The organism is Okeania sp. SIO2C2 (assembly GCF_010692625.1).
GTDB classification, from domain to species: domain Bacteria; phylum Cyanobacteriota; class Cyanobacteriia; order Cyanobacteriales; family Microcoleaceae; genus Okeania; species Okeania hirsuta.
The window spans coordinates 1-24,947 of the sequence record NZ_JAAHGM010000039.1 but is presented as its reverse complement, the minus strand read 5'-3'; the positions used below and the strand labels follow the sequence as shown (position 1 = coordinate 24,947).

25 protein-coding genes are annotated in these 24,947 nt (G+C 36.4%); 11 read left to right on the top strand and 14 right to left on the bottom strand.

What is annotated here, in order from left to right; all coding sequences use genetic code 11:
- Positions 1 to 270: 270 nt before the first annotated feature.
- From ftsH2 to F6K18_RS24815, 4 genes are all read left to right on the top strand, one after another.
- On the top strand, positions 271 to 2,157 hold the full coding sequence (ftsH2, locus tag F6K18_RS24830; RefSeq protein WP_287524991.1) for an ATP-dependent zinc metalloprotease FtsH2: 1,887 nt from the start codon (positions 271 to 273) through the stop codon (positions 2,155 to 2,157).
- A gap of 250 nt (positions 2,158 to 2,407) precedes the next feature.
- On the top strand, positions 2,408 to 2,533 hold the full coding sequence (locus F6K18_RS24825; RefSeq protein ID WP_287524990.1) for a hypothetical protein: 126 nt from the start codon (positions 2,408 to 2,410) through the stop codon (positions 2,531 to 2,533).
- Between the two features lie 104 nt (positions 2,534 to 2,637).
- Positions 2,638 to 2,763 carry a hypothetical protein gene (locus F6K18_RS24820; RefSeq protein WP_287524989.1) on the top strand — a complete coding sequence of 42 codons (126 nt, stop codon included), beginning with the start codon at positions 2,638 to 2,640 and terminating at the stop codon, positions 2,761 to 2,763.
- Positions 2,764 to 3,505: 742 nt separating this feature from the next.
- Positions 3,506 to 4,816, top strand: coding sequence for an aminopeptidase P N-terminal domain-containing protein (locus F6K18_RS24815; RefSeq protein ID WP_287524988.1), 1,311 nt, complete (start codon positions 3,506 to 3,508; stop codon positions 4,814 to 4,816).
- Positions 4,817 to 5,703: 887 nt separating this feature from the next.
- Here the strand turns inward: F6K18_RS24815 and F6K18_RS24810 are convergent.
- The gene (locus tag F6K18_RS24810) at positions 5,704 to 5,970 is read right to left on the bottom strand and encodes a hypothetical protein (protein WP_287524987.1); all 267 of its coding nucleotides are present in this window, start codon (positions 5,968 to 5,970) and stop codon (positions 5,704 to 5,706) included.
- A gap of 351 nt (positions 5,971 to 6,321) precedes the next feature.
- Here F6K18_RS24810 and F6K18_RS36835 point away from each other — a divergent pair, with 351 nt between their 5' ends.
- Both F6K18_RS36835 and F6K18_RS24805 read left to right on the top strand, forming a co-directional pair.
- On the top strand, positions 6,322 to 6,441 hold the full coding sequence (locus tag F6K18_RS36835) for an ATP-binding protein (RefSeq protein ID WP_353734854.1): 120 nt from the start codon (positions 6,322 to 6,324) through the stop codon (positions 6,439 to 6,441).
- Between the two features lie 63 nt (positions 6,442 to 6,504).
- Positions 6,505 to 6,816 carry a hypothetical protein gene (locus F6K18_RS24805; protein WP_287524986.1) on the top strand — a complete coding sequence of 104 codons (312 nt, stop codon included), beginning with the start codon at positions 6,505 to 6,507 and terminating at the stop codon, positions 6,814 to 6,816.
- 282 nt (positions 6,817 to 7,098) lie between these two features.
- On the opposite strand, the gene F6K18_RS24800 is transcribed toward F6K18_RS24805, so the two are convergent.
- Positions 7,099 to 7,227, bottom strand: coding sequence for a hypothetical protein (locus F6K18_RS24800; RefSeq protein WP_287524985.1), 129 nt, complete (start codon positions 7,225 to 7,227; stop codon positions 7,099 to 7,101).
- Positions 7,228 to 8,101: 874 nt separating this feature from the next.
- Here F6K18_RS24800 and F6K18_RS24795 point away from each other — a divergent pair.
- Positions 8,102 to 12,499: a response regulator gene (locus F6K18_RS24795; RefSeq protein WP_287524984.1), complete on the top strand. Its 4,398-nt coding sequence runs from the start codon at positions 8,102 to 8,104 to the stop codon at positions 12,497 to 12,499.
- Positions 12,500 to 12,824: 325 nt separating this feature from the next.
- On the opposite strand, the gene F6K18_RS24790 is transcribed toward F6K18_RS24795, so the two are convergent.
- A complete protein-coding gene (locus F6K18_RS24790; protein WP_124145835.1) occupies positions 12,825 to 13,016 on the bottom strand; it encodes a hypothetical protein in 192 nt (63 codons plus the stop codon).
- 523 nt (positions 13,017 to 13,539) lie between these two features.
- Here F6K18_RS24790 and F6K18_RS24785 point away from each other — a divergent pair.
- Positions 13,540 to 13,758, top strand: coding sequence for a hypothetical protein (locus tag F6K18_RS24785; protein WP_287524983.1), 219 nt, complete (start codon positions 13,540 to 13,542; stop codon positions 13,756 to 13,758).
- Positions 13,759 to 13,873: 115 nt separating this feature from the next.
- Here F6K18_RS24785 and F6K18_RS24780 read toward each other — a convergent pair whose 3' ends face one another.
- Positions 13,874 to 14,239: a translation initiation factor gene (locus tag F6K18_RS24780; RefSeq protein WP_124145836.1), complete on the bottom strand. Its 366-nt coding sequence runs from the start codon at positions 14,237 to 14,239 to the stop codon at positions 13,874 to 13,876.
- 470 nt (positions 14,240 to 14,709) lie between these two features.
- On the opposite strand from F6K18_RS24780, the gene F6K18_RS24775 reads away from it, so the two are divergent.
- Both F6K18_RS24775 and F6K18_RS36830 read left to right on the top strand, forming a co-directional pair.
- Positions 14,710 to 15,036 (top strand): DUF760 domain-containing protein, encoded by a 327-nt coding sequence (locus tag F6K18_RS24775; protein WP_124145837.1) that lies wholly within the window; start codon positions 14,710 to 14,712, stop codon positions 15,034 to 15,036.
- Positions 15,037 to 16,023: 987 nt separating this feature from the next.
- The gene (locus F6K18_RS36830) at positions 16,024 to 16,602 is read left to right on the top strand and encodes a hypothetical protein (protein WP_353735158.1); all 579 of its coding nucleotides are present in this window, start codon (positions 16,024 to 16,026) and stop codon (positions 16,600 to 16,602) included.
- Between the two features lie 322 nt (positions 16,603 to 16,924).
- On the opposite strand, the gene F6K18_RS24760 is transcribed toward F6K18_RS36830, so the two are convergent.
- The 3 genes from F6K18_RS24760 to F6K18_RS24750 all read right to left on the bottom strand — a co-directional run bounded on the left by F6K18_RS24760 (position 16,925) and on the right by F6K18_RS24750 (position 19,209).
- The gene (locus tag F6K18_RS24760) at positions 16,925 to 17,629 is read right to left on the bottom strand and encodes an ROK family protein (protein ID WP_287524982.1); all 705 of its coding nucleotides are present in this window, start codon (positions 17,627 to 17,629) and stop codon (positions 16,925 to 16,927) included.
- 89 nt (positions 17,630 to 17,718) lie between these two features.
- A complete protein-coding gene (locus F6K18_RS24755; RefSeq protein ID WP_287524981.1) occupies positions 17,719 to 18,372 on the bottom strand; it encodes a YqiA/YcfP family alpha/beta fold hydrolase in 654 nt (217 codons plus the stop codon).
- 372 nt (positions 18,373 to 18,744) lie between these two features.
- Positions 18,745 to 19,209 (bottom strand): Spy/CpxP family protein refolding chaperone, encoded by a 465-nt coding sequence (locus F6K18_RS24750; protein ID WP_287524980.1) that lies wholly within the window; start codon positions 19,207 to 19,209, stop codon positions 18,745 to 18,747.
- 115 nt (positions 19,210 to 19,324) lie between these two features.
- Between F6K18_RS24750 and F6K18_RS24745 the strand changes: the two genes are divergently transcribed.
- Positions 19,325 to 19,468, top strand: a complete 144-nt coding sequence (locus F6K18_RS24745; RefSeq protein ID WP_287524979.1) for a hypothetical protein — start codon at positions 19,325 to 19,327, stop codon at positions 19,466 to 19,468.
- Positions 19,469 to 19,529: 61 nt separating this feature from the next.
- On the opposite strand, the gene F6K18_RS24740 is transcribed toward F6K18_RS24745, so the two are convergent.
- From F6K18_RS24740 to F6K18_RS24710, 7 genes are all read right to left on the bottom strand, one after another.
- Positions 19,530 to 19,766, bottom strand: a complete 237-nt coding sequence (locus tag F6K18_RS24740; RefSeq protein WP_287524978.1) for a hypothetical protein — start codon at positions 19,764 to 19,766, stop codon at positions 19,530 to 19,532.
- Positions 19,767 to 19,983: 217 nt separating this feature from the next.
- Positions 19,984 to 21,327 carry a glutathione-disulfide reductase gene (gene gor / locus F6K18_RS24735; RefSeq protein WP_287524977.1) on the bottom strand — a complete coding sequence of 448 codons (1,344 nt, stop codon included), beginning with the start codon at positions 21,325 to 21,327 and terminating at the stop codon, positions 19,984 to 19,986.
- 170 nt (positions 21,328 to 21,497) lie between these two features.
- The gene (locus tag F6K18_RS24730) at positions 21,498 to 21,872 is read right to left on the bottom strand and encodes a hypothetical protein (protein ID WP_287524976.1); all 375 of its coding nucleotides are present in this window, start codon (positions 21,870 to 21,872) and stop codon (positions 21,498 to 21,500) included.
- Positions 21,873 to 21,911: 39 nt separating this feature from the next.
- Positions 21,912 to 22,454 carry a hypothetical protein gene (locus F6K18_RS24725; RefSeq protein WP_287524975.1) on the bottom strand — a complete coding sequence of 181 codons (543 nt, stop codon included), beginning with the start codon at positions 22,452 to 22,454 and terminating at the stop codon, positions 21,912 to 21,914.
- A gap of 74 nt (positions 22,455 to 22,528) precedes the next feature.
- Positions 22,529 to 23,485 carry a class I SAM-dependent methyltransferase gene (locus F6K18_RS24720; protein WP_287524974.1) on the bottom strand — a complete coding sequence of 319 codons (957 nt, stop codon included), beginning with the start codon at positions 23,483 to 23,485 and terminating at the stop codon, positions 22,529 to 22,531.
- A 74-nt stretch (positions 23,486 to 23,559) separates the two neighbouring features.
- Positions 23,560 to 24,510 carry a class I SAM-dependent methyltransferase gene (locus F6K18_RS24715; protein ID WP_287524973.1) on the bottom strand — a complete coding sequence of 317 codons (951 nt, stop codon included), beginning with the start codon at positions 24,508 to 24,510 and terminating at the stop codon, positions 23,560 to 23,562.
- A 78-nt stretch (positions 24,511 to 24,588) separates the two neighbouring features.
- Positions 24,589 to 24,947: hypothetical protein (locus tag F6K18_RS24710; RefSeq protein WP_287524972.1), on the bottom strand; the 359-nt coding region annotated here is incomplete at its 5' end.

Below are 24,947 nucleotides of genomic sequence, written 5' to 3'. Positions count from 1 at the left end.
GCTGATGGGGAAGACCCCCAAAACCGCCCTGGCTTACCTGTGAAGCAAACCTTTAAACCTGAAATGGTTGACCCCAAAGAATGGTAGGTACATTGTTAGCGTTTGTCGAGTATTCCCTAGGAAAGCTCCTCTAGAAGAGGCAACAGGGAGCCAAATAGTTATATTTGGGACTCTCCGCCTTCAATCAAGTCAGGTGGGCAAAAATATCAAAAGTGTAAAAAATTACACCAACTATTTCAATTCAATTTTACTAAAAGAGGCCAATAATTTATGAAAATTTCTTGGAGAACAATTGTACTTTGGAGCTTACCAGCTCTAGTCATAGGTTTTTTCATTTGGCAAGGGGCATTTTCCCCGACAGTAGCAAACATGGGTAGCAATACCGCTAGTACCCGGATGAGCTATGGTCGATTCTTGGACTACTTACAAGCAGACCGAGTGACAAGTGTAGACCTTTATGAAGGTGGCCGTACAGCTATCGTTGAAGCAGTCGATCCAGAACTAGATAATCGGGTCCAACGATTAAGAGTAGATTTACCAGCTAATTCCCCAGACCTAATTTCTCGTCTACGAGAGGCAAATATTAGTTTTGACACTCATCCCCCACGCAATGAAGGGGCAATATGGGGATTATTAGGAAATTTGGTTTTCCCAGTTTTATTAATTGTCGGTCTATTTTTCCTCTTCCGTCGCTCCAGTAATGTTCCTGGTGGCCCTGGACAAGCAATGAATTTTGGTAAATCTAAGGCCCGCTTCTCCATGGAGGCAAAGACAGGTGTACTGTTTGATGATGTGGCTGGAGTTGATGAGGCCAAGGAAGAATTACAAGAAGTTGTGACTTTCCTCAAAAAACCAGAAAGATTCACTGCAGTGGGAGCGCGAATTCCTAAAGGCGTATTATTAGTTGGCCCTCCAGGAACTGGTAAAACTTTGTTGGCCAAGGCGATCGCTGGTGAAGCTGGTGTTCCATTTTTCAGTATTTCTGGTTCGGAATTTGTGGAAATGTTTGTGGGTGTGGGTGCTTCCCGCGTTCGCGACTTATTCAAAAAAGCAAAGGAAAATGCTCCTTGTATTATCTTTATTGATGAAATTGATGCGGTAGGTAGACAACGTGGTGCTGGTATCGGTGGTGGTAATGATGAAAGGGAACAAACTCTTAACCAGTTGTTGACAGAGATGGATGGTTTTGAGGGTAACACTGGTATCATTATTATTGCTGCTACTAACCGCCCTGATGTATTAGATTCTGCATTATTACGTCCAGGTAGGTTTGACCGTCAAGTTACTGTTGATGCTCCAGATATTAAAGGTCGTTTGTCAATTCTGGAAGTTCACGCTCGCAACAAGAAGCTCAGTGAAGAAGTATCTCTAGATGCGATCGCTCGTCGTACTCCTGGTTTTACAGGTGCAGATTTGGCCAACTTACTGAATGAAGCTGCAATTCTCACTGCTCGTCGTCGTAAAGAAGCAATTACTATGCCGGAAATTGATGATGCTGTAGACCGGGTGGTCGCAGGTATGGAGGGAACTCCACTTATGGATGGTAAGAGCAAGCGGTTAATTGGTTATCACGAGGTTGGTCATGCCATCGTTGGTACTTTGATCAAAGATCATGACCCAGTGCAAAAAGTCACTTTGATTCCCCGTGGTCAAGCTCGTGGTCTCACCTGGTTTATGCCTAGTGAAGACCAAGGTTTAATCTCAAGGTCACAAATTTTGGCTCGTATTACTGGTGCTCTTGGTGGTCGCGCTGCTGAGAAAGTTATTTTTGGTGATGCTGAGGTGACAACTGGTGCTGGTAATGACCTGCAACAGGTTACAGGGATGGCACGTCAAATGGTGACTCGTTATGGTATGTCCGATCTCGGTCCGATGTCTCTGGAAACTCAACAAGGCGAGGTGTTTTTGGGTCGCGACCTAATGACTCGTTCAGAATATTCTGATGAGATCGCTTCTCGTATTGACGATCAAGTTCGCACTATTGTTGATCATTGTTATGAGCACGCTTGTAATATAATGCGTGAGAACCGGGTTGTGATAGATCGTTTAGTCGATCTGCTTGTTGAAAAAGAAACTATTGATGGTGATGAGTTCCGACAAATTGTGGCTGAGTACACTAATGTTCCAGAAAAAGAACGTTTTGTTCCAATCATGTAATTGAGGTTTTATACTTCAATTGATTTAGTAGGTTTAGAATGATAATTTACTAAATAGTTGAAGTGCAAAATATAGTGTCTTAAAAAAGAACTGAAAATTAAGTTATTTTTGTGCTTAATTTTTGGTTCTTTTAATATAGAAGAAAGAATGATATCAAATCCGGTTAAACAGTTATAGATAGGTTAACTGTTTAGGAGTCAACCCACCCCTCGCCCCTCCCCCTCCTGGGAGCAGGGTCTATTTCTATTTATTGTCACTAGAGAAAAATTTATGGGGAGATGGGGAGATGGGGAGATGGGGAGATGGGGAGATGGGGAGATGGGGAGGTGGGGAGATGGGGAGATGGGGAGATGGAGAGATTTGTATATTTGCATAATTTTTTGTATTTCTTATGAATATTCTCTGACGACAAAGAATTAGCCCTGCCTCCTGGGAGGGGAAGTCAGTCGGACCGAGTCAGGAGAAGAAAGATAAGACAAGATGAGCGTAGTTATGGCGATTGGAGATTTTTTTTATTTCCAATTAAACGGATTTGATATGAAGAAGGAAGAGGGAAGAGGGAAGAGGGAAGAAGGAAGAAGGAAGGAAAAAGAAGGAAGGCTTTAGTTATCTGGGAGAAAAATAAGAAGGAATAATACCGGTTAAAAATAAAGAATACTATGAAAAGTGCATCTTGATCTGATATGCTTAAAAATAGCTGATCCAGTTAATTTTAGATAGTTATATCTACCTTTTGTTTTCAATATTTACTCCTTCTTCCTTCTTGCTTTTTCCTTATTTATTGCTTCTAGCATTTGTCACAAACGTTTATCAAATTGGTATAAAAGGAATAATACTAAATATCGCGCATTATTGCTACATTTTCTTGAGACTAAAGAGTAGGGAGTAGGGTTCAAAAACATAATATATTTTGGCTTAATGCCAATAATCCTTACCAAAATTATTGAACCACTATTATTACTTAATAACTGAAGTCGCATCGGAAGTATAGAATTAATGCATGGTAATTGGTATAAGAAGGAAGGGTTTAGTTATCTAGGAGAGAAGGAAGAAAAAGAAAAAATATTGCGTTGTCTGAGTTTTAAGCTTTTTATCTTTCCTAACCTTTCCTTCAAATGCTATATCAAATAGAATGTTAATGCTATAGTTTTAAATAGCAAAAAAATGGGTATTTACAGAACTTTTGAGGATAGTGAGGTACAGTTATAAGACTATTTATTCCAATAAAGCCAGATGAGCTGTTGCTTAGAGCAATAAAACTTTGTACCTCATCAACTCAATAACTGCTCTAATATAAATATTTATCCCAAAATCAAAATATTTTACCTATTTCTTACTTCTGAAAAATATGACAATTTCAACAGAATATAAACAAAGACGCAAACAACTAATGACAAAAATTGGCAATGGTACGGCTATATTTAGAAGTGCGCCAATGGCTGTCATGCACAATGATGTAGAATATGCCTATCGTCAAGATAGCGATTTTTTTTATTTAACTGGTTTTAATGAACCGGAAGCTGTGGCAGTTATTGCACCACACCATGAAAAGCATAAATTTGTTTTGTTTGTGCAACCAAAAGACCAAGCAAAAGAAACTTGGACTGGTTATCGTGCTGGAGTGGAAATTGCTAAGGAAAAGTATGGTGCTGATGCAGCTTTTTCTATTAATGAACTGAATAAAAAGTTACCTGAATATTTGAAGGGTGCCGATAAAATATATTATCGTTTAGGACGCGATCGCCACTTCAATGAAACTATTCTGCGACATTGGCAAAATTTGATGCGGGTCTATCCGAAAACTGGTACTGGTCCGATCGCCATTCAAGATGCGGGTACGGTTTTACATCCGATGCGTCTGCTTAAAAGCACTGCGGAATTAGAACAAATGCGGAAAGCTGCTGATATTGCTGTTGATGCTCATAACCATGCGATGAAGTTTGCTCAAGTGGGACAGTTTGAATATCAAATTCAAGCGGAAATGGAGTATATTTTTTCTCGTCATGGAGCGACTCCTGCTTATCCTTCTATTGTTGCTTCTGGTGCTAATTCTTGCATTCTTCATTACATAGAAAATAATCGGCAAATGCAAGAAAATGATTTGTTGTTAATTGATGCTGGTTGTGCTTACAATTATTATAATTCTGATATTACTCGGACTTTTCCTATAAGTGGCAAGTTTACACCAGAACAAAAGGTTATTTATGAGTTGGTTTTAAGAGCGCAACAAGCAGCAATTTCTGAAGTAAAACCTGGAAATCCTTATAAACAATTTCACGAGACAGCAGTACGAGTATTAGTGGAAGGTTTGATTGATTTAAAATTGTTAAAAGGTAATATTGACGAAATAATTGAAAAGGAAAAATATAAGCATTTATATATGCATAGAACCGGACATTGGTTAGGTTTAGATGTACATGATGTGGGTGTTTATCAGTGGGGAGAAAATCCACAAAATTTACAACCAGGGCAAGTTTTAACTGTGGAACCTGGTATTTATATCGGACCGAATATTAAATCAGTTGAAGGTCAACCGGAAGTATATGACCGTTGGCGTGGAATTGGAGTTAGAATTGAGGATGATGTTTTAGTCACTGCAGAAGGAAATGAAGTATTAACTGCAGGAGTTCCGAAATTAGTTGAGGAATTAGAAAATTAAATTTTTCTTCTTTTACTTAATAGACATCTCCAGAAAAGAGGGAGTAGTAGGGAGGTTGCATGCAATCTCCCTACAGAGTAGGCGGAAATAATTAATGATTTATGTACGAGAATTAATTTGATTTTTTATTATTGGAGATGTCTAATGAAAAAATAGTGAATTAACTAGAATTATTCAGCATCAATAACTTATATAGCATTTCAACGGTAGGGTGCAGACATATCCACTACTTAGGCAATGGCACTAATTATAGTAGTTAAATCAGCAATAATCACCAAATTATACACTATATTTGATTTGGAGAAAAATTATTAACAATAGTAGGGGCAACGGGAGCAATAATTTATGCAGAAGGAGAACTTCAAAAAATAGGAAAAAATCTCAAAGTAATGATAATTAGACATCTACTCCACGCATAGGGAGTAGGCAGCTTTGCTGTAGGGGTAAAGAATTGATAATTTCTTTGGGATTATAGATATTGATTTTTGATTCTTGGAGATGTCTATTAGCTGAAGGTAAAATTGAAAAACTGATGTTTTGCGCCCAAAGTTAATCTCAAAATCATTACCACTCAGCAACGCCAAATTTACCGATAATTTATGGTGACAAAATTATCATGGAAGAAGTATTTAGCAATTTAACAGGACTTACGCAAAGACACTATATATAGTGCATAATAATTTTGGCGATCTTCACTATAGTTGTGTGCGATCGCTTCAGTCTTAATTCAAAAAAACTTCAGCTATTCAAGTTAAACAAGTTTCATTTTTTTGTCAGTATCTGGATCATAAATTATATAATCTATTATCCAAAAATGTTCACTTTTAGGATGGAAATAAATACAGTTAACTACTCCTATTCCTCGAATTACTTGATGTTCGTTACCACTATAGCGCTGTGCGAACAATTTCAATTTGATCAGAGAACTTCTGATTAATAACTGTATCATCAAAAATTCGATAACCTTGTTTGTCAGTCACAATTTCTTCTTTGACATTTCGCCATAAATCTAGATAGTTTAAATTTGCTATTCTTAAATAACGATTAATTGTATCATGACTAATATCTTGTAGATGATTTGCTAAATTTGTGATGGTATAGTTTGTTTGAGAATTGAGTAAATATTGACAGTAATCAACATAAGTAAAATCCATATTTTATAGATTTATACAATAATAAAATCATCTAACAATTATATTTTTTGGGTGAATTTATTAAATAAATTTAAACAATTTTTACTAAAAATTTATGCTCTGATTACTACTAGAAAACGACTGGTATTTTAGATAGTATATGTCCCCAAAAACTATGAACTAGAATCGAACCTACTCAAATTAGAAGATACAGTACATATAGCGTACCTGCGTAAGTCCTGTTTAATTAATAATGCTGTTAAATATAATAAAAAAGCTCATAAAACTGTAGAAATTGGTTATAAAAAACCTGAATAATCTGCCTGTATGATATCTATCAAAGATAATGGTATAGGTATTCGATAAAAGCATATAGAGACAATTTTTAAACTTTTTAAACGATTACATGGGAAAGATAAGTTTGGTGGCAGTACAGGGGTGGGTTTAACAATAGTCAAAAAAATCATTGAGCGTCATGGTGGTAAAATTTGACTGGAGTCTAATTATGGAGAAGGAACAACATTCTATCTCAAATTATCAGAGAATTAATCATCAATGAGTGAATTACTAAATAAACAAAAAAAATTATCTTTGCTAATAGTTGAAGATAGTGAGGAAGATTACACTAAATTAATCCGACTTCTGAGGAAACAAGGTTTTGAGTATCCTATATATCACTGTGTAGATGGAGATAACGCATTAGATTTTGTTTTCCAGACAGGAGAATATTCTCCTGAAGTAGCTCCTCGTCCTACACTGATTTTAATAGATTTAAATCTGCCAGGAACTGATGGAAGAGAAGTAATTGAAGTTATCAAGAATCATCAACAATATGTAGGTTGGGTTAAGCGCATCCTTTATAGTTAAATGAAGCTATCCCACTATTTTTAACAAGTTTATTTGTTTAAGTAAAATGTGTTTGAAAAGCTTTATTTTTCGTTTTTAAATATCAACATATTTAGAGTTTTTAGCAAAAGTCTTATTAGTTGGATAGGTTCATCTAATAGTTCAGCAGTGAAAGCTGTAGACCAACAATAAGTAGGGCTTGCTGATTAAATCTCAAAGCATTGACATATAAAGAATTTAGCCTTTTTGGGGCCTTTAAAAAGTGCCTAGTTTTCAGCTCTTAATGCTCAAAAAGTTAGTATTTTAGGCGTATAGCTGGGCAGAAAAATTATTCTTACAATTCTTACTCCTACTTCTTCTAAGTACCCTGTTCCTCCTGTCTTCCCCTCCACCGGAGGGGTTAGGGGTGGGTTGTCTCCTACCCTCACCCATAAGACTTTTGAGCGCAAACCCTAAGTAGCCTTCTAGTATCCGTTAAGATTTATTTTATAGATGCTTTCTAAGTATTGTAAGGGCTAGAGCAAAACTACAAACCGAAACTTTATTATAAGTGATTATCCGAACATGATATAATATACAATTAATTTAGCTTTACTACTTATAAATATATAATATAATACCATTTTGATAAATGTTTACCACAAATACTTAAGGTATTTTTAATAGTCAGTAGTTCAATAGTCAGGAAATATCAAATATATTGTTTTAGTAAATATAGATATTAAAATAATTAATTTAGCAGCATAGCTTTGCTATATTTATCGCATTCTTTTTTCACCTTTGTATTAAGAATTTATAAAGCATCTATACATTCTTGTTAGCCCCTATTTCTATTGAACAAAAGGAGAAACACCGCCAGATATTTTAGATTTAGATCGGCTTATTAATATTAGACATCTGGTGATCATAAAAAATCAAATCAATTATCACAAAGAAATTATCAATTCTTTCCCCCTACTCCCTACTCCCTCTTTTCTGGAGATGTCTATTAGAATATTTGCCGTGCTAGTACAGTAACTATTTATTTATTTTATCCCTAGTATTGCGTGATTATCACTATTAAACTATAATCTACAATATATTTTAGGGTGATGAATACAGTAACAAAAACTTGTTAACTATTTTGAAAATATAGGATATCGATAGAATCAAGAAGTTTACTTCATTAACTTGCCAATCTAAATATTTAGTATATCTAGCTGTAGTAAGCTTAACCATTAATAATGGTGGCCTGATAGGTTGAATACCCTACCATCACTCGCATTTTTATCACTCATACTGACTACTTCCTCAAAGAAGCACAAAAATGCCTAAATCAATCTATAGCAAAATTCCCCATGGTGACATCAATGTTAGCACACCTGAAGCTTTATTGCCGACAATAACTATTTTACTCCTAGATGATTCTGAGGTCGATCGCCTCACCTACATTCGTTATCTTCAATCAGATCCAGAACGCACTTACCACATAATAGAAGCGGAAACTGTAGAAGAAGGAATAGAAATCTGGCACTCCGAGCAACCAAATATAGCCTTGGTTGATGTAAATCTACCGGATGGAGATGGATTGGAGTTCTTAGAAGCAATTGCCACTCACTACCCTAAAGCTCAATTACCCGTAATTGTGCTAACTGGATTGGGCGATGATCGGGTTGCAGTACGAGCAATGAAACTAGGATCAGCAGATTATCTGGTCAAGGGAGATATTACAGCTACCTCCTTCTGTGCTTGTGTTAGTCAAGTTTCTGTTCGCACTACAATGCTGACTCACTCAGACCTAAAATCGGCAATAATTAGGAATCCCCTGGTTGTTAATCTGGATACAACAGTTAGAGATGCCATTACCTTAATGAATAACCAGCGATCGCTTACCAGTGATGCCAAAAAAGCAGATAGGTCAAAAAAAGATTGTCATCAAGGAGCAAGGTCAAGCTGCGCGTTAGTAGTTGAGGATGGGCGGGTCGTAGGTATTATGACTGAGCGGGATGTAGTCCGCTTAAGTGCGCAGCAAAAAACCCTCGATCGCTTGGTAATGGGTCAGATTATGACACCTTCAGTCATTACCATACCTGAGTATGATTTTACCGATTTGTTTTCTGTAATTAACCTGCTTCAGCAGCATCAGATTCGTCACTTGCCAATTCTAGATGAGCACGAGCATCTGGTTGGATTAATTACCCACGATAGTTTGCGACAAATTTGCCAACCAACTGACCTGCTACGACTACGTCTGGTGCGCGAAGTAATGAACCGTAAGGTGATTTGTGCCACACTAGAGACATCTCTGTTGACAATTGCCCAACTGATGAGCGATCGCCATATTAGTTCAATCGTGATTGTGGAACCTGGTACAGAATCACTGCAAATTCCGGTGGGGATGCTGAGTGAGCGAGACCTGGTTAGATTTCAGGCATTGGGTCTAAATCTAGAAAATTCCATAGCAGAGGCAGTGATGAGTAAACCGCTGCTGACAGTTAAACCAGAAGCGTCACTTTTGACTGTGCAACAAATTATGGAAGAGCACAAGATCCGTCAGTTAGTGGTGAAAGGAGAACAAGGAGAGCTTATAGGCATTGTGACACAGAGCAGTTTCTTGCAAGCTATCAATCCCCAGGAAGTTAGCAAGTTGACGGAAGTTTTGGAACAACGAGTGGTGCGCCTAGAAGCAGAGCGAATCAAACTACTGGAAAGTCGCACTGTTGAACTAGAAAGCTTGGTGGAAGCGAGAACTAATGATCTTAAGGCTAAGGCAAAGCGCGAAAAATTAATAATGATGACTGTCACAGACCAGATTAAGTCGTCGCTGGATTTGCAGAACATTCTTGATACAGCAGTACGAGAGATTCCCTCCCTGTTGCACTGCCATCGGGCGATGGTTTACCAATTCTATTCTCAGTCTTCTGATACTGTGGTTGCTAAGTCAATTGCTGAAGGTGAGCGATCGCTATTGGATGCAGAATTTGCCCATATCTGGGTGACACCTGAATGGATGGAGCAGTATCGCCATGGTCAGATTCGGGTAGTAAATGACGTATACGAATCAGATATAAGTCCAGATAGTCAAGAAATCCTTGTAAGTTTCGGTTTTCGTGCTACCCTGCTTGTACCAATTATAGTAGAAGAGGAACTGTGGGGTCTGATTCTTGCCAGCCACGATCGTGCCTATGCCTGGGAAAAAAATGGGATCAATTCAGTCCAAAGATTATCTGTTCACATTGCCATTGCAATCCAACAGGAAAAAGCTTATGAACAAATAAAGGTTGAACTGGAAAAACGGCGACGAGCAGAATCTGCCTTGATCAAGAGCGAAAATCGTTACTCAACATTAGCTGCGACTGTTCCAGTGGGAATTTTTCGTACTGATATGATAGGGAACTGTACCTATGTTAACGATCGCTGGAGTCAGATTGCTGGAATCTCTGTAGAGGCAGCAACTGGATCTGGATGGCAACAGGGTCTACACCCTGACGATCAAGTTATGGTTACTACCGCCTGGAAGCAATTTATCCAAGGCAAGCATTCTGGCCAAATGGAATATCGCTTGCAACATCCTGACGGCACTGTGAAGTTGGTGTATGCACAAGCAGTGGCAGAATGGGATACAGAGGGGCAGAAAATCGGTTATGTTGGCACAATTACTGATATTAGCTGTCGTAAACAAGTTGAAGAAACCCTACGCAAAAGTGAGGCTCATTTAAAAACGGCACAAGAAATAGGTAAACTTGGGAGTTGGGAGTTCAATCTAACAACGGGCGTAGTTGCTTGTTCGGAGGAAACTTTCCGCATTTTTGGACAGTTGCCAGCAGTGGGAACTCTAACTTATGAAAATTTCCTAGAGCTTGTTCATCCTGAAGACCGCGAGAGTATAGACCGTGCAGTTCAGACTGCCATAGCAACTGCTCAACCCTACAAAATCGAATATCGTATCTATCAACCAGATGGCTCTTTGGTTTATACCTCGAATCGTGGCAGACCTATGCGGGATATCTCCGGCAAAGTAACGCATCTCATAGGTACGGTACAGGATATCACAGATCACAAATTAGCTCAACAGCAGTTGCGAGAAGCAAAAGAAACTGCCGAATATGCTAATCGTGCCAAGAGCGAATTTTTAGCCCTGATGAGTCACGAAATTCGTACTCCGATGAATGGTATTCTGGGACTCACTCACTTGGCTTTACAAACCGATCTTACTCACTACCAGCAAGACTATCTCACCAAAATCCAGAGTTCCGCCCGATCGTTATTGGAAATCATCAACGACATCCTGGACTTTTCCAAAATCGAAGTCGGAAAACTGGAACTGGAATCTATGCCATTTGAATTAGATGAAATTCTCAATCACATCAAAAATATTCTTGCTCTCAAAGCTGCTGAAAAAGGGTTAGAACTATTATTCCAGGTTGGGGATGAGATTCCCCAGTATTTGATTGGAGACTCACTGCGCTTAACTCAAGTGTTGATGAATCTAGCGAGCAATGCTGTCAAGTTCACCGAAACAGGTAGTGTTACTATTGGAGTTGAACTACTCAGTTATAGCCAGGAAACTGTTTGCCTGAAATTTCAGGTGCAAGATACAGGAATTGGTATTAGTCCTTCTCAGATGGAAAAATTATTTCAGCCATTTAGACAGGTGGATGCTTTTACCAGTCGTAAGTACGGTGGTACAGGACTCGGATTGGCAATTTGCAAAGGTCTTGTCAACATCATGAGCGGAACCATTGGTGTTGAGAGCGAACTCGGTAAAGGCAGTATATTCTACTTTGAACTAGAACTGGGCTACCTCTGGGAGCCTGATGATGATTCTGATTATCCGGTATTCACTGATTCTAGAGAAAGTCAATTGTCCTACTTGGTAGAATTTGAAGCAATTCAGGGGGCTGATATTCTACTGGTAGAAGACAATCCAGTGAACCAACAAATCGCCCAAGAATTGCTGCAAAAAGTAGGTTTGAAAGTAGATTGCGCAACCAATGGAAAAGAAGCGATCGCTAAAGTTATGGAGCAGATTTACGACCTAATCTTGATGGATATTCGGATGCCGGAAATGGATGGACTAGAGGCCACTCGCCGTATCCGTTCTCTGGCAAAGGAGGACAACAGTGGAACAGAATGGTTTGCCACAGTGCCGATTATTGCTATGACAGCTAATGCTATGGATATAGATAAAACTAAAAGTTCGGCAGCAGGGATGAATTATCATCTATCCAAACCTGTTAACCCTCAAGAGTTATATGAGACTCTCCTGAAGTGGATTATTCCAACTAACAGTTCCTCTGTACCCACGAACAATATCCCTAGTCTTCTCCTAGAAAAGACTGATATTCCAGAGACTGCTAAATTATCTGTGCCTGGTCTGAATGTCAATTTGGGTTTAGAGTTTACGGGTGGTAAATGGAGTGATTATCTGGACATTCTGAGACTCTTTCAAACTTCTCAACAAAAGTATGACACTGAAATCCTAACAGCACTAAACTGCGGAGATTTGAAGAATGCGTTATATTTGGTTCACTCCCTCAAAGGAGCAGCAGGTAACATTGGAGCAGATATCCTCTACAAGTCTGCTGCCTCTCTACATCAGGATCTACGAAGTGAAACTGCCGATATGGAAGTTTTATCTACCAAAGCTTTAATTTTAGCCCAACAGTTTCAGCAGGTATTAGAGAGTATTGATATACTTGTAGATAAATTTACGAGTCAGTAGTTATGTAATGTCCGGTTGAATACTTACACTTTGGAGGAAGGAAGGCAGAAGGGAAAGAAAGGTTTAAAGGAATAAGGTTTTTGGTCGCGTAAGCGGAACAGAGTTCTATTGCGCTATTATCGGGACAGGTTGATTATATCAAATCTGGGTAATGGTAATTATTGAGGAAATGAATCATAGAGGAAATCGAAACAACTACATATTAGACCGTTTTATATTTAATTAAGTAGAGCTACTTATTAGAATTCAAAAAGAAAGATAAAATATAGCTTTTCTCACTACATTGAGAAATTATGTGTAATTAAAATAGGACTTGAGAGCAAGTCTAATATCTAGGCTCCAAGAATTCTCCGTTAATAGAAGAGTTATTAGAGGTATCTTCAGGTAACCAACGACATTCTAATTTTCCTGCTTCTATTTGAGGTACTTTAATAGCAAACCCATTACCATCACCTACCAGAGAAAATCCAAAACCAACAGAAGTTCCTAGTAATACTAAAGCAACTGTTCTAAACATTTATATATCTCCACTAATATAAGTTTAATTACTTCTTATTTAAAACTACAAAGCTAAAATCAAAATTCCGCAACAATTATCGTTCTTAATATTAGCTATATAAATATTATTGGCAAATTTATAACAGGCAACAGGCAACAGAAGACAAATAAACATAGGTGTAACTCATTAGGCTGAGAAACGCTATATCAATCTATTTCCTAACCAACCCATTTTTTGCTAATATTTAACTAGCTATCAGCTTTTAGCTATCAGCACTTCAGCTTTTAGAGCTAGAATTCAACAATTAATAATTAATTATTAATTATTAATTATTACCTCTCCTTGAAAACGGATAGGATTGACTAATAATGAAAAATTTTTCTTCTCTTGGTCGATTGGTGGACAGCGAGGAGACCCGAAGAGTAACAGAGCCGCTCCGAAGTACGCCATCCCACCCTACGGGAAGCTGCGCTAACGACCGCTTGTTTCTCCTTTAAAGGAGAGGCTTTAAACCTTAATTAGGGTTTGCTGAAAAAGTCTTATGGGTGAGGGTAGGAGACAGGAGACAGGAGACAGGAGGAACGGGGAATTTAGAGTAGGTAGGAGTAAGAATTATAAGAATGATTTCTCTGCCCAACTTTTGCCTAAAATACGCTCCATGCATGAGCATGAAGAGCTGAAAACCAGGCACTTTTTTCGACCTCAAAAAGGCACTTGTCTTTATATGTCAATGCTTTTAGATTTAATCAGCAAGCCCTAATTATTCGGTAAAAAACCCCGTCTTCTGAACGGCCGTGAAATCTCTTTTCCGTTCCGGAATGCTCCGCTCTCCTAGGGTGTCTCAAAAAGAATCTGCTGATTCCTGAGGAGCTTCTTTAACCACCGCTAATTTTAGCTTTGTAGCCCAATTTAGTTAAAATCTCCAGTAACTTTTGTTTATGTTCCCCCTGAATTTCAATTTCATTATCTTTCACAGTGCCACCCGCACCACATTGATTTTTAAGCTGTTTCAGTAAAGTTGTCAAAACTTCCTGGTTCGACTGAAACCCACTAATAATGGTAACTGTTTTTCCTTTGCGACCTTTGCGAGATGCTTGTACTTTTAAATTTTGTTGATTTGGAGGTAAGTTTGGTACTGCTCTTTCTGTTGCTGGGGAGGTAGCATTATTACCAAACTCTGAGTAAACTACGCGATCGCCTTTAGCATTCATATTAGAGGAATTATTTTTTGAACGACCCATAACTTTTAAGGAATATTATTTAGATTACTAAATCATAAGTATATCATGTATTAAGCTTAGTAGAATAAGTATTATAAAGCTTAGTTCAACAATAGGAAGGAATATAAATTTAACTAGGAAATTTGAGTAGCGATCGCCATTCAAGATTTATTTCCTCTATTTAACTAGCTATCAGTCAAAATCCCCGGTTCTTATAAGCTGGATGGTTGAGTCGGAGTTGAAATCTCCTTTTCGTTCCGGAATGCTTCGCTCTCCCAGGGTGTCTCAAAAAAAATCTGCTGATAGCTGAGGTGCTGACCGCTGAGGTGCTTCTTTAACAAAATCCATCCACAAACTGTCAAACGTGAAATACGGTTTGGCTAGAGTAGAAAAAACCGGATCGAAAAGTTCGGTCACTCTTAATACTGGAGTTGGAAAAAGTTGCTAATATGTAACTAAATACTAAACTCTATTAATTCTAGATAAGTACTATGAATAACCTTCCAAGTCATCCCTCTGAATATTCTGCCAATCAATCCAGTAGTGATAACGTATTATGGCAATATGTTCAATCTTTGAATCCAGAAACTGTAGCTCAACTTTCTAAACCAGAACCAGAAGTTGCTCAAATTATGGAACAAAATTTAAGAGGAATGTTGGGACATTTACCACCAGAGCATTTTGCCATGACTATAACTACTAGCAGAGAAAATCTTGGTCAAATGTTGGCTTCTGCGATGATGAGTGGTTACTTTTTACATCAAGCTAAACAAAGAATGGAACTTGACACATCTCTCCAAGACCTGCATTCTAGTTGAGATAGCTAAACATTTACTTGAGGTGATAAATTCTACAAACAATAGGATCAATGAAAGAGGATAATTTGAAATCAAACGGTTAATCCAAAAAGTATTTCTGATAATTGTCCCAAAATTAGAATCATTGTACAAAATTAATGTCCTCTTTCAACCACAAAATCAATGGAAATCAACTGAATTTATGACAGGTTATTAGTTGTCTAAAAAAATAATTATGCTCAATCATTCTCAAGTTAAAAATCAGGAATTGACTAAAAAAATATGTTAGTCAAACTTTATCTAAAATTATCCCAATTCCTACTAATTTAAAAATAGATGCTTTAATCGAAACTTTAGAGAAGCATTCTCATACTCGTCAATTAATTATTCTCCAAGATTTTCCAGACCTAGATGCACTTTCAGGAGCTTTGGCTTATAAGTTAATTGCCGAACAATATAATATTCAGTGTGATCTTGTTTATACTGGTACTCTGATATCATATCCGCTGGGGCGCGTTTGTGTAAACTCAAGGGTGAATATCTACAGGGAATTTAAGTTTTTTTATTGCCCTTAAGTATTCCTGCCTGTTCCCTGTTCCCTGTTCCCTGTTCCCTGTTCCCTGTTCCCTACCTTTGCTATACAATACCGATGCTACCGGACATGATATGAGTCATCAAGAAAATATTACACTTGTTAAATTGACTGGTTTGCCAGTCCAAAAGTAGACAGTAGAAACTTCTAAAAAAAAGGATTTATCTGTTTATCAAGGATGTGTTTTTATTGATAACCAAGGTACTACCAGTCAGCTCACTTCACTGGTGGTAAAAACTATTCCTGTAGTGGCTGTTATTGACCACCATAGTCTACAAGAAAACTTAAAGGCAGAGTTTGTAGATATTCGGCCTTAAATCAAAGCTACAGCTACTATCTTAACCCAATATATTCAAGCAGGATTACTAGAATTTGATAATAATACTATCGAACATATAAAATGTGCTACAGCTTTGATGCATGGCATCAGGTCTGATACAAATCAGTTATTACAAGCAACAGATGAAGATTTTCTGGCGACGGCTTATTTAAGTCGTTTTTATGATGCAACGTTATTAAATGCGGTGCTACAATCTTCTAGGTCTCAACTGGTGATTGATATTATTGAAAGAGCTTTGTCTCATCGCTATATATATATATATAACAATGTTTCTATTTCTGGTGTTGGTTATCTTCGTGGTTTAGATCGAGATGTTATTCCTCAAGCTGCTGACTTTTTAATCACAGAAGAAAATGTTCATACTGCTGTTGTTTATGGTATTGTTCAAGATGAGGAAAAAGAACTAGAAGTAGTCACTGGATCGTTGCGAACTAATAAAATTACTCTAGATCCAGATGAGTTTATTAAAGAAGCTTTTGGAATGGATACCCAAGGACATTTTTTCGGTGGAGGGTGTTGCCAAGCAGGAGGTTTTGAAATTCCTATAGATTTTCTTTCTGGTTTGAATTTTAACAGTGAATATGCTCAAAAAAAATGGGATGTTTTTAATATTCAAGTTAAGCAAAAGCTTTTAACATTAGTCAATCCTAACTAAATAGGCATCTCCGAAAGAGAGAGAGTAGGGAGTAGGGAGTAGGGAGTAGGGGGAAATAATTGATGATTTATGCGTATGGGATTGATTTGATTTTTGATGATCGCGCCTATGTCTAATAGAGAAATACTAAAACTATGACTACTTAATTATTAGGCGTTGGTGAAAAGAGGTATGATATTTTGTCCGGATAAGAGCGCCAACAAAAAAACTTTCTCCTTCTATTCCTTGTTTCTTCTTCTTTCTTTCCTCCTGACTCCTGACTCCTGACTCCTGACTCCTAAGTAATTAAGATTAATATCATACCTTAATTTACCAACGCCAATTATTCTTTCCATAAAGTAATTCCTCCTAATAAACCATTTACATTAGGCACTATTTTTACATTTGTTGGTAATTCAAATTCAATTTTTTTTGTATTGCCACCACCAAGATAAATATGATCGCAATTAAATAAATGTTGTAGAGTAGCGATCGCCTTTTCTAAGCGCTTATTCCATTTCTTTTTACCAATATCATCTAATGCTGCTCTTCCTAACTGTTCCTCATAAGTGTCTTTTTTGCGAAATGGATGATGACCCATTTCCAAATTTGGCACTAGTTTTCCTTCTAGAAACAATGCTGAACCGAAACCAGTTCCTAAAGTAACTACCAACTCTACTCCTTTGCCTTCAATTGTTCCTAGTCCTTGAATATCAGCATCATTAGCAACTCGCACGGGTTTCCCCAAGCGTTCTGAAAGCACTGCTGCCAAATTCAACCCTATCCAGTCAGAATCTAAATTTGCTGCTGTTTTAATCACACCATCCATAACTACACCAGGAAAACCTACGGATATTCTGTCAAATTCTCCTTGTTCTGCTGCTAAAGAGACAATCTCTTTTAATATTGGGTCTGGTTTTGCTGGGTCTGGTGTTTCGACACGACTACGTTTTGTGATAGGTTCTCCTGTTTCATCTAAGACTATTACTTTAATCCCGCTGCCACCAATATCAACTGCTAAAGTTTGTATAGTTTTAACTTCATTCATTGCTTACGCCTTTTTTTTATGACATATTGTCATCATAATTAATATTGTTTTACTCCGACAATATTTATAACCTTATCTTAATTATTTATCTAACTAAAGTCTTGCTTTAAAAACTGATTAATTTCCTGCCAAACTTTTGCCATAACATTCCCCAAAGTATGGTCAGTATCAAGTTCTATTAATTCTACCCAGGAGCGTTTGGCAACAAAATCTCGACTAGCTTGAATGGGAATCACGTTGTCATTTAAACCATGAAAAATTAAAGTTGGTACAGTACGTTTTAAATTTTTTTCTTCATACTCGATCAAATCAAGCATAAAATTATAACTCAATAGTGAATATTTTTTTTCTCCATAATGGTATATCCAATAATTTCCCCTTTGCTGCCATTTTTGTAATTTTTCTTCTCCTAAATTTTGTTGCCAATGGGATAAAAATTTAAAGGCTGGTGCAAGTAAAATTATTGCTTTAATATTTGAATTTCGTTCTGCTAAAAAAGTAGATGTTAAACCACCAAAACTAGAGCCAATTAATATTATTGGTGTAGATTTTTTTGTGATTTCTGACTCTACTTGATGAATTTGTCTTGTCAAAGTTAGGTTGTAAAAATCATTTTGATTTAAGTCTAGAATATTAAGATTGAGGTTGATTTCTGCGAAGCGATCGCGCAAATATATAGCTTTATTAGATTTGGGACTAGAGGCAAATCCATGTAAATAAATATAAGTGTAATTATTCAGCATTTCTTTTGTTTAAAGTCAAGAATAGGGCAGGGTAATTAGTAGCTAATATTTGTCCAAATGGTATTAACTAGCTATCAGCATTTTCCGTACCGGAATGCTCCGCAAACAGCATTTCCGTACAGAAACGCTTTTAAATTTATCTTGCTAAAGTATTTTTTTCAAAACTTGTAATAATTATTTTGTAAAGTTTATTAGTAATGACTAGTAATGACTGTTTTTTTCTTCGATAATTTTGGCGACGATCGAATCAGTTTTATATATTTATATCATATTATTTTATAAATCAGGCTGGCTATAAATTATTCCAGAATTTACTTACTATAAAATACTCATGCCAACCACCAGTACTTCTAGTCTTTAAAGTTAATTTAACTAGCGATTTTTGAGAGATTCCCGGCGTTGCTGCATTAACTTTGACCACTGTTGTAATTGTTCGGGAGTTAGCACTTCTCTAATTTTGAGAATGGTATTAAATTGTAATTCTGCTAAATCTTTTCTCAACTGTAAAACTTCGCCATGTTTTTGCCGTAGTTGATTATCAGTATTAGTAGCAATTATCATTTGATTCAATTCTTCCTGGGCATCCCGCAAATTTTCTAAACTTTGAATAATTTGCTGTTGATGTTGCTGACGAATTGCCACAATTTTATCAGTTTGTTCTTGTGTAAGATTTAGTTGTTGAAATACACCTTCTTCTGTTGATTGTGACTCCTGTACTTTTGTTGTTTGACTAATTATTTGAGCATCATTATTATAGTTAGGAGTTACAATAACAGAACTAATAGTTAAGGGTGTAACCAATAATCTTAATACAGCAGAAATCAAAGCTGGGGACATAAAATTTTACCTCTCAATATTTGGTTAGGTATGAATTAATATCAAATCCTTTTTTTTCAAATTATATCAAATCCGTTTAATTGGAAATAAAAAAATTCGGTGGTGGTGCATAGTAATGGTAAAGGAAGCACCAGGAGTTTGGGGGGATGGGGAGATGGGGACTGTGGGAAATGGGGAGATGAGGAGTGTGGGAGAAATTAAAAAATATGTATCCTACCATTACCATGCAGGACTATCAAAAATTCTTCAATCGTCATAACTACGCTCATCTTTGTGATTCTCTCTCCTCCTGACTCCTGACTACTCCTTACTTAACCAATCTATAACTGTTTAACCGGTAAAGAAGGTTGACTAAGTTTTTTGGCGTTGGTGATTTGAGATATGATATCATGTCCGGATAAGAGCGCGAACAAAAAACTTTCTCCTTCTACTACTCTTTCTTCTTCTTTCTTCTCTCCTGACTCGGTCCTCCCCCTCCTGGGAGGGGGAGGGGCGAGGGGTGGGTTGACTCCTAAAGAATTAAGATTAATATCATACACGCGCTTCACTAACGCCACTTTTTCTACCTAAATTGTTTCTTCCAACTTCGGTTTTACTTTTTTATTCTTACTTCTTTTACAGCGCTTTTCAATTGAGTAGATCACTAAACTCATTGTTAGGAGTCAGTCTTCAGGAGTAGACAGTAGTAGGAGCGAATGGCCATTCGCCCCTACAGGGTTTTGTTTGTGACGTGAGGTCAGAGATCGGCAAAAGTGCTGTAACCTACCACCTTCTTCAACGTAAAGTTACTAACTCTTCTGAAGTGGAGGGGTGAATACCAATAGTGCGGTCAAAGTCTGCTTTGGTTGCACCCATATTAACAGCGATCGCCATTCCTTGGATAATTTCTCCTGCATCTTTACCGACCATATGTACTCCTAAAACGCGGTCAGTATTACTCTCAACCACTAATTTCACCATTACTTTCTCATCTGCACCCGTGAAACTGTGGAACATTGGGCGAAACTTGGCGCGGTAACATTTGATAGAATCACCAAATTTTTCTTTAGCTTCTGCTTCTGTTAAACCTACGGTGGAACCTTCTGGTTCTGAGAAAACTGCTGTGGGAATATTTTCTAGAGAAATTGCTCTAGGGATATTACCAAATTCTGTATCAGCAAAAGCACGACCTTGAGCAATAGCAACAGGAGTTAAATTTGCTTTATCTATACAGTCTCCCACTGCATAAATATTTGGTTGAGTGGTACGACAGTTTCCACTAACGGCAATTGCACCACTAACTGTTTCTACTCCAGCGTTTTCTAAGTTCAAACCTTCTAAGTTTGGTTTGCGACCAGTTGCACAGAGGAATGTATCGACAATTAAAGGTTCGGCATTTTCTCCTGTTAGGTGAACTTTTAACCCTTCTTCGACTTTCTCAATTTTTTCTACATTTGTATTGATGCGGAAGTCTACTCCATGTTTTGTCATTCCTTCTTGAATATTGCTGCGGATGTCTTGGTCAAAACCTCGTAAAATTAAATCCCGACGAATAATTTGAGTAACTTCAGTACCGACACCATTTAAAATTCCGGCAAATTCTACACCGATATAACCGCCTCCCCAAACTGCCATTCTTTTTGGTTGCTCTTTGAGGTGGAACATTTCGCGGGAAGTAATACTATGTTCAATTCCAGGAATATTTATTTTTTCTGCTTTCCCACCAACAGCAATTAAGATTTTATCTGCTGTGATTTTACGATCGCCTACTTCTACGGTATGGGGGTCGATAAATTTGGCATATCCTTCTATTAGTTCTACTCCTGCTTTTTCCAGGAAACTGATGTGTAGTTTATTCAAACGTAGAACTTCTGTATTTACAGCATCTATTAATTTATGCCAATCAAAACTAGGTTCTACTTCACTCCAACCATAACCTACCGCATCTTGATACAAGTGGGAAAATCTAGAACCGTAAACCATCAGTTTTTTTGGGACACATCCTCTTATGACGCAAGTACCTCCTACTAAATCATTTTCAGCGATCGCTACTTTTGCCCCATAAGATGCTGCCCTTTTTGAAGATGCTAACCCTCCTGACCCTGCACCTATCACAAATAGATCGTAATCGTATGCCATAATTTAATATCCTCTGATTGATATTTCAACTATTTTGTTGTTTGTATTTTTCAATTATAACTGTTGTTGCTTCTCATGTAATTCTGTCATTGGGTATATCAGTTAAATTCGGACAACTGTTAATTTAATTAACTTTTGAATATCTGTAAAATCAACAACTTTTCCACACTCTATGTAGGTTTACGCGCTACTACTGTTGGGCAGATTCTGGCATTATCCCAAACAAATTTTATGTCATCAAAACCAACATTTTTTAGTTGTGATTTTGTTGTTGATGAACTCCTAAATGCTGTAAATTTTATCTTCAAGATATCAAAAAATATAATTTTTGAAAGTGACATATCCTCTGGATTAACTTGATTCATATCCCATTCTGAATTTGGGTCAACATTTGGGGCTGGGGTTAAAAAGCTAGTTACTAATATACCTCCTGGTATTAATGCTTTGAAAAACTGTTGATATAATTCGGTTACTTTGTCATCATCTGGTTCATAAACATTTAAACCATTGCTATTCAATAGTGTAAATTCATCTTCAAAAGGCAACTTCCAAGCATCTTCCCGATGTAATTCTACTTTTTCAGATCACCCATATTCTTCAGCTAATTTTTTTGCCAATTCTAAACTTTCAGAGTCAATATCAATTCCCACTAAACGAAAATTTTCTACACCTGTAAAATCCAACTTTAACAAATCTCTTATTACCCCAGAAGGTAAGGAAGCAAAAACTATATCTTCTTCCACATAATTCTGAATAACTTTACCAAAATGGGCATATCTTTGCTGTGAGGCAAGGAACATAAGACTTTTATTCAAAATAAACTTTTCTAATTCTGTTAAACTACGACCTTCTGTATCAATACCAGTAACTCTTCCTTGATACTGATGTTCCATTACATAATCTGTCCAATAGCCATTTAAACCACTATTTTGTAATAAAAATTGTCCTAAAGGAAAACCTGCTAATTCATTAAGAAGTTCTAATTGTCTGGCAACAGTAACATGGGGTTTATCTCCAGTCTGAATAATTCTTTGTTTAATCCTTTCTATGGTTTCTTCGAGACTTTCATTTTTACTTCCATGAGAGAGGATACGTTGTTCATTAAATTCTTGATATTGTTTAGTCATTGACTTACTTTGATTAAATTTCACTGTTGATTTTACTGCTGAATATCTGTCAAATCAACAGTTTCTCCACATTATTATTTAGGTTTTCTAGCTACTACTATTGGAAATATCCTGGCATTATCCCAAATAAATTCAATCTTATCAAAACCAACATTTTGTAGTTGTAATTTTGTAGTCGATGAACTCCTAAATGCTGTAAATTTGATATCTAATATATCAAAAAATATAATTTTTGAAAGTGACATATCCTCTGGATTAATCTGATTCATATCCCATTCTGAATTTGGGTCAACATTTGGGGGTGGGGTTAAAAAGCTAGTTACCAATATACCCCCTGGTATTAATGTTTGGAAAAACTGTCGATACAACTCGGTTACTTTTTGATCGTCAGGCTCATAAATATTTAAACCATTGCTGCTCAATAGTGTCAATTCATCTTTAAAAGAGAGACTCCAAGCATCTTCCTGATAGAATTCTACTTTTTCAGATAACCCATATTCTACAGCTAATTTTTTTGCCTGTTCTAAGGTTTGGAAATCAAGATCAATTCCTACTAAACGAAAATTATCTACCCCTGTAAAATTCAACTTCAACAAATCTCTCATTACCCCACAAGGTAAGGAAGCTAAAACTGCACCCTCTTGTACATAATTCTGAATAACTTTAACAGAATGGATATGTTTTTGTTGTGTGGCAAGGGGAAGAGGATTTTTGTCCAATATAAACTTTTCCAATTCTCTTAAACTACGACCTTCTGCATCAATACCAGTAAATCTTCTTTTATACTGATGTTCTATTAAATAATCTGTCCAATAACCATTAAAACCACGATTTTGTAATAAAAATTGCCCTAAAGGAAAATCTGCCAATTGATTGATAAGTTCTAATTGTCTGGCAACAGTAACATGGGGTTTATCTCCAGTTTGAATAATTCTTTGTTTTATCCTTTCTATGGTCTGTTCAATAGTTTCATTTTGATTTCCATGAGAGAGGATACGTTGTTCATTAAATTCTTGAGATTGTTTATTCATTGACTTACTTTGATTAAATTTCACTGTTGATTTTACTGCTGAATATCTGTAAAATCAACAGTTTATCCACATTATTATTTAGGTTTTCTAGCTACTACTGTGGGATATATTCTTGCATTATCCCAAATCAATTCTATTTCATCAAACCCAACTGTTTGTAATTGTAATTTTGTTGTTGATGAACTCCTAAAGGCTGTAAATTTAACATTCAATATATCGTCAAATAGGATTTTTGTAAGTAACATATCATCTAGATTTAGTTGATTCATATCCCATTCTGAATTGGGGTCTAAACCTGGGGATGGAGTAATAAAGCTAGTTACTAATATACCTCCTGGAATTAATGCTTTGAAAAACTGTCGGTATAACTCCGTAACTTTTTCATCATCAGGTTCATAAACATTTAAACCATTGCTCCTCAATAGTGTAAATTCATCTTGAAAAGGCAGATTCCAAGCATCTTCCTGATGAAATTCTACTTTTTCTAATAAATCATATTCTTCAGCTAATTTTTTTGCTAATTCTAAACTTTCATAATCAATATCAATTCCCACTAAACGAAAATTTTCTACACCTGAAAAATCCAACTTCAACAAATCTCTCATTATTCCACAAGGTAAAGAAGCAAAAACTAAACCATCTTGCACATAATCCTGAATAACTTTACCGAAATTGACATATCTTTGTTGTGTAGACAATAAACTTTTATCCAGCAAAAATTTTTCCAATTCTGTTAAACTACGACCTTCGCTATCAATACCTGTCACCCTTCCTTGATACTGATGTTCCATTACATAATCTATCCAATATCCATTAAAACCTCCATTTTGCAATAAAAATTGTCCTAAAGGAAAACCTGCTAATTCATTAAGAAGTTCTAATTGTCTGGCAACAGTAACATGGGGTTTATCTCCAGTTTGAATAATTCTTTGTTTTATCCTTTCTATGGTCTGTTCAATAGTTTCATTTTGATTTCCATGAGAGAGGATACGTTGTTCATTAAATTCTTGAGATTGTTGAGTCATAATTCTATTTTAATTAAATTAGACTTTTGATTTTAATTTACTGCTGAATATCTGTCAAATCAACAGCTTCTCCACACTCTATTTAGGTTTACGCGCTGTTACTGTGGGATATATTCTCGCGTTATCCCAAATAAATTCTATTTCATCAAATCCAACAGTTTGTAATTGTAATTTAGTTGTTGATGAACTCCTAAATCCTGTAAATTTAACATTCAATATATCGCTCAATAGTATTTTTGAAAGTAACATATCATCTAGATTTACTTGATTCATATCCCATTCTGAATTGGAGTCTAAATCTGGGGGTAGAGTTAAAAAGCTAGTTACTAATATACCTCCTGGTATTAATGCTTTGAAAAACTGTTGATATAATTCGGTTACTTTGTCATCATCTGGTTCATAAACATTTAAACCATTGCTATTCAATAGTGTAAATT

Bases quoted from the DNA above. Each gene is read 5' to 3' on its own strand.
- ftsH2 (WP_287524991.1), top strand. From the start codon at position 271: ATGAAAATTTCTTGGAGAACAATTGTACTTTGGAGCTTACCAGCTCTA.
- F6K18_RS24820 (WP_287524989.1), top strand. From the start codon at position 2,638: ATGAGCGTAGTTATGGCGATTGGAGATTTTTTTTATTTCCAATTAAAC.
- F6K18_RS24815 (WP_287524988.1), top strand. From the start codon at position 3,506: ATGACAATTTCAACAGAATATAAACAAAGACGCAAACAACTAATGACA.
- F6K18_RS24810 (WP_287524987.1), bottom strand. From the start codon at position 5,970: ATGGATTTTACTTATGTTGATTACTGTCAATATTTACTCAATTCTCAA.
- F6K18_RS24805 (WP_287524986.1), top strand. From the start codon at position 6,505: ATGAGTGAATTACTAAATAAACAAAAAAAATTATCTTTGCTAATAGTT.
- F6K18_RS24800 (WP_287524985.1), bottom strand. From the start codon at position 7,227: ATGGGTGAGGGTAGGAGACAACCCACCCCTAACCCCTCCGGTGGAGGG.
- F6K18_RS24795 (WP_287524984.1), top strand. From the start codon at position 8,102: ATGCCTAAATCAATCTATAGCAAAATTCCCCATGGTGACATCAATGTT.
- F6K18_RS24790 (WP_124145835.1), bottom strand. From the start codon at position 13,016: ATGTTTAGAACAGTTGCTTTAGTATTACTAGGAACTTCTGTTGGTTTT.
- F6K18_RS24785 (WP_287524983.1), top strand. From the start codon at position 13,540: ATGGGTGAGGGTAGGAGACAGGAGACAGGAGACAGGAGGAACGGGGAA.
- F6K18_RS24780 (WP_124145836.1), bottom strand. From the start codon at position 14,239: ATGGGTCGTTCAAAAAATAATTCCTCTAATATGAATGCTAAAGGCGAT.
- F6K18_RS24775 (WP_124145837.1), top strand. From the start codon at position 14,710: ATGAATAACCTTCCAAGTCATCCCTCTGAATATTCTGCCAATCAATCC.
- F6K18_RS36830 (WP_353735158.1), top strand. From the start codon at position 16,024: ATGCATGGCATCAGGTCTGATACAAATCAGTTATTACAAGCAACAGAT.
- F6K18_RS24760 (WP_287524982.1), bottom strand. From the start codon at position 17,629: ATGAATGAAGTTAAAACTATACAAACTTTAGCAGTTGATATTGGTGGC.
- F6K18_RS24755 (WP_287524981.1), bottom strand. From the start codon at position 18,372: ATGCTGAATAATTACACTTATATTTATTTACATGGATTTGCCTCTAGT.
- F6K18_RS24750 (WP_287524980.1), bottom strand. From the start codon at position 19,209: ATGTCCCCAGCTTTGATTTCTGCTGTATTAAGATTATTGGTTACACCC.
- F6K18_RS24745 (WP_287524979.1), top strand. From the start codon at position 19,325: ATGGTAAAGGAAGCACCAGGAGTTTGGGGGGATGGGGAGATGGGGACT.
- gor (WP_287524977.1), bottom strand. From the start codon at position 21,327: ATGGCATACGATTACGATCTATTTGTGATAGGTGCAGGGTCAGGAGGG.
- F6K18_RS24725 (WP_287524975.1), bottom strand. From the start codon at position 22,454: ATGACTAAACAATATCAAGAATTTAATGAACAACGTATCCTCTCTCAT.
- F6K18_RS24720 (WP_287524974.1), bottom strand. From the start codon at position 23,485: ATGAATAAACAATCTCAAGAATTTAATGAACAACGTATCCTCTCTCAT.
- F6K18_RS24715 (WP_287524973.1), bottom strand. From the start codon at position 24,510: ATGACTCAACAATCTCAAGAATTTAATGAACAACGTATCCTCTCTCAT.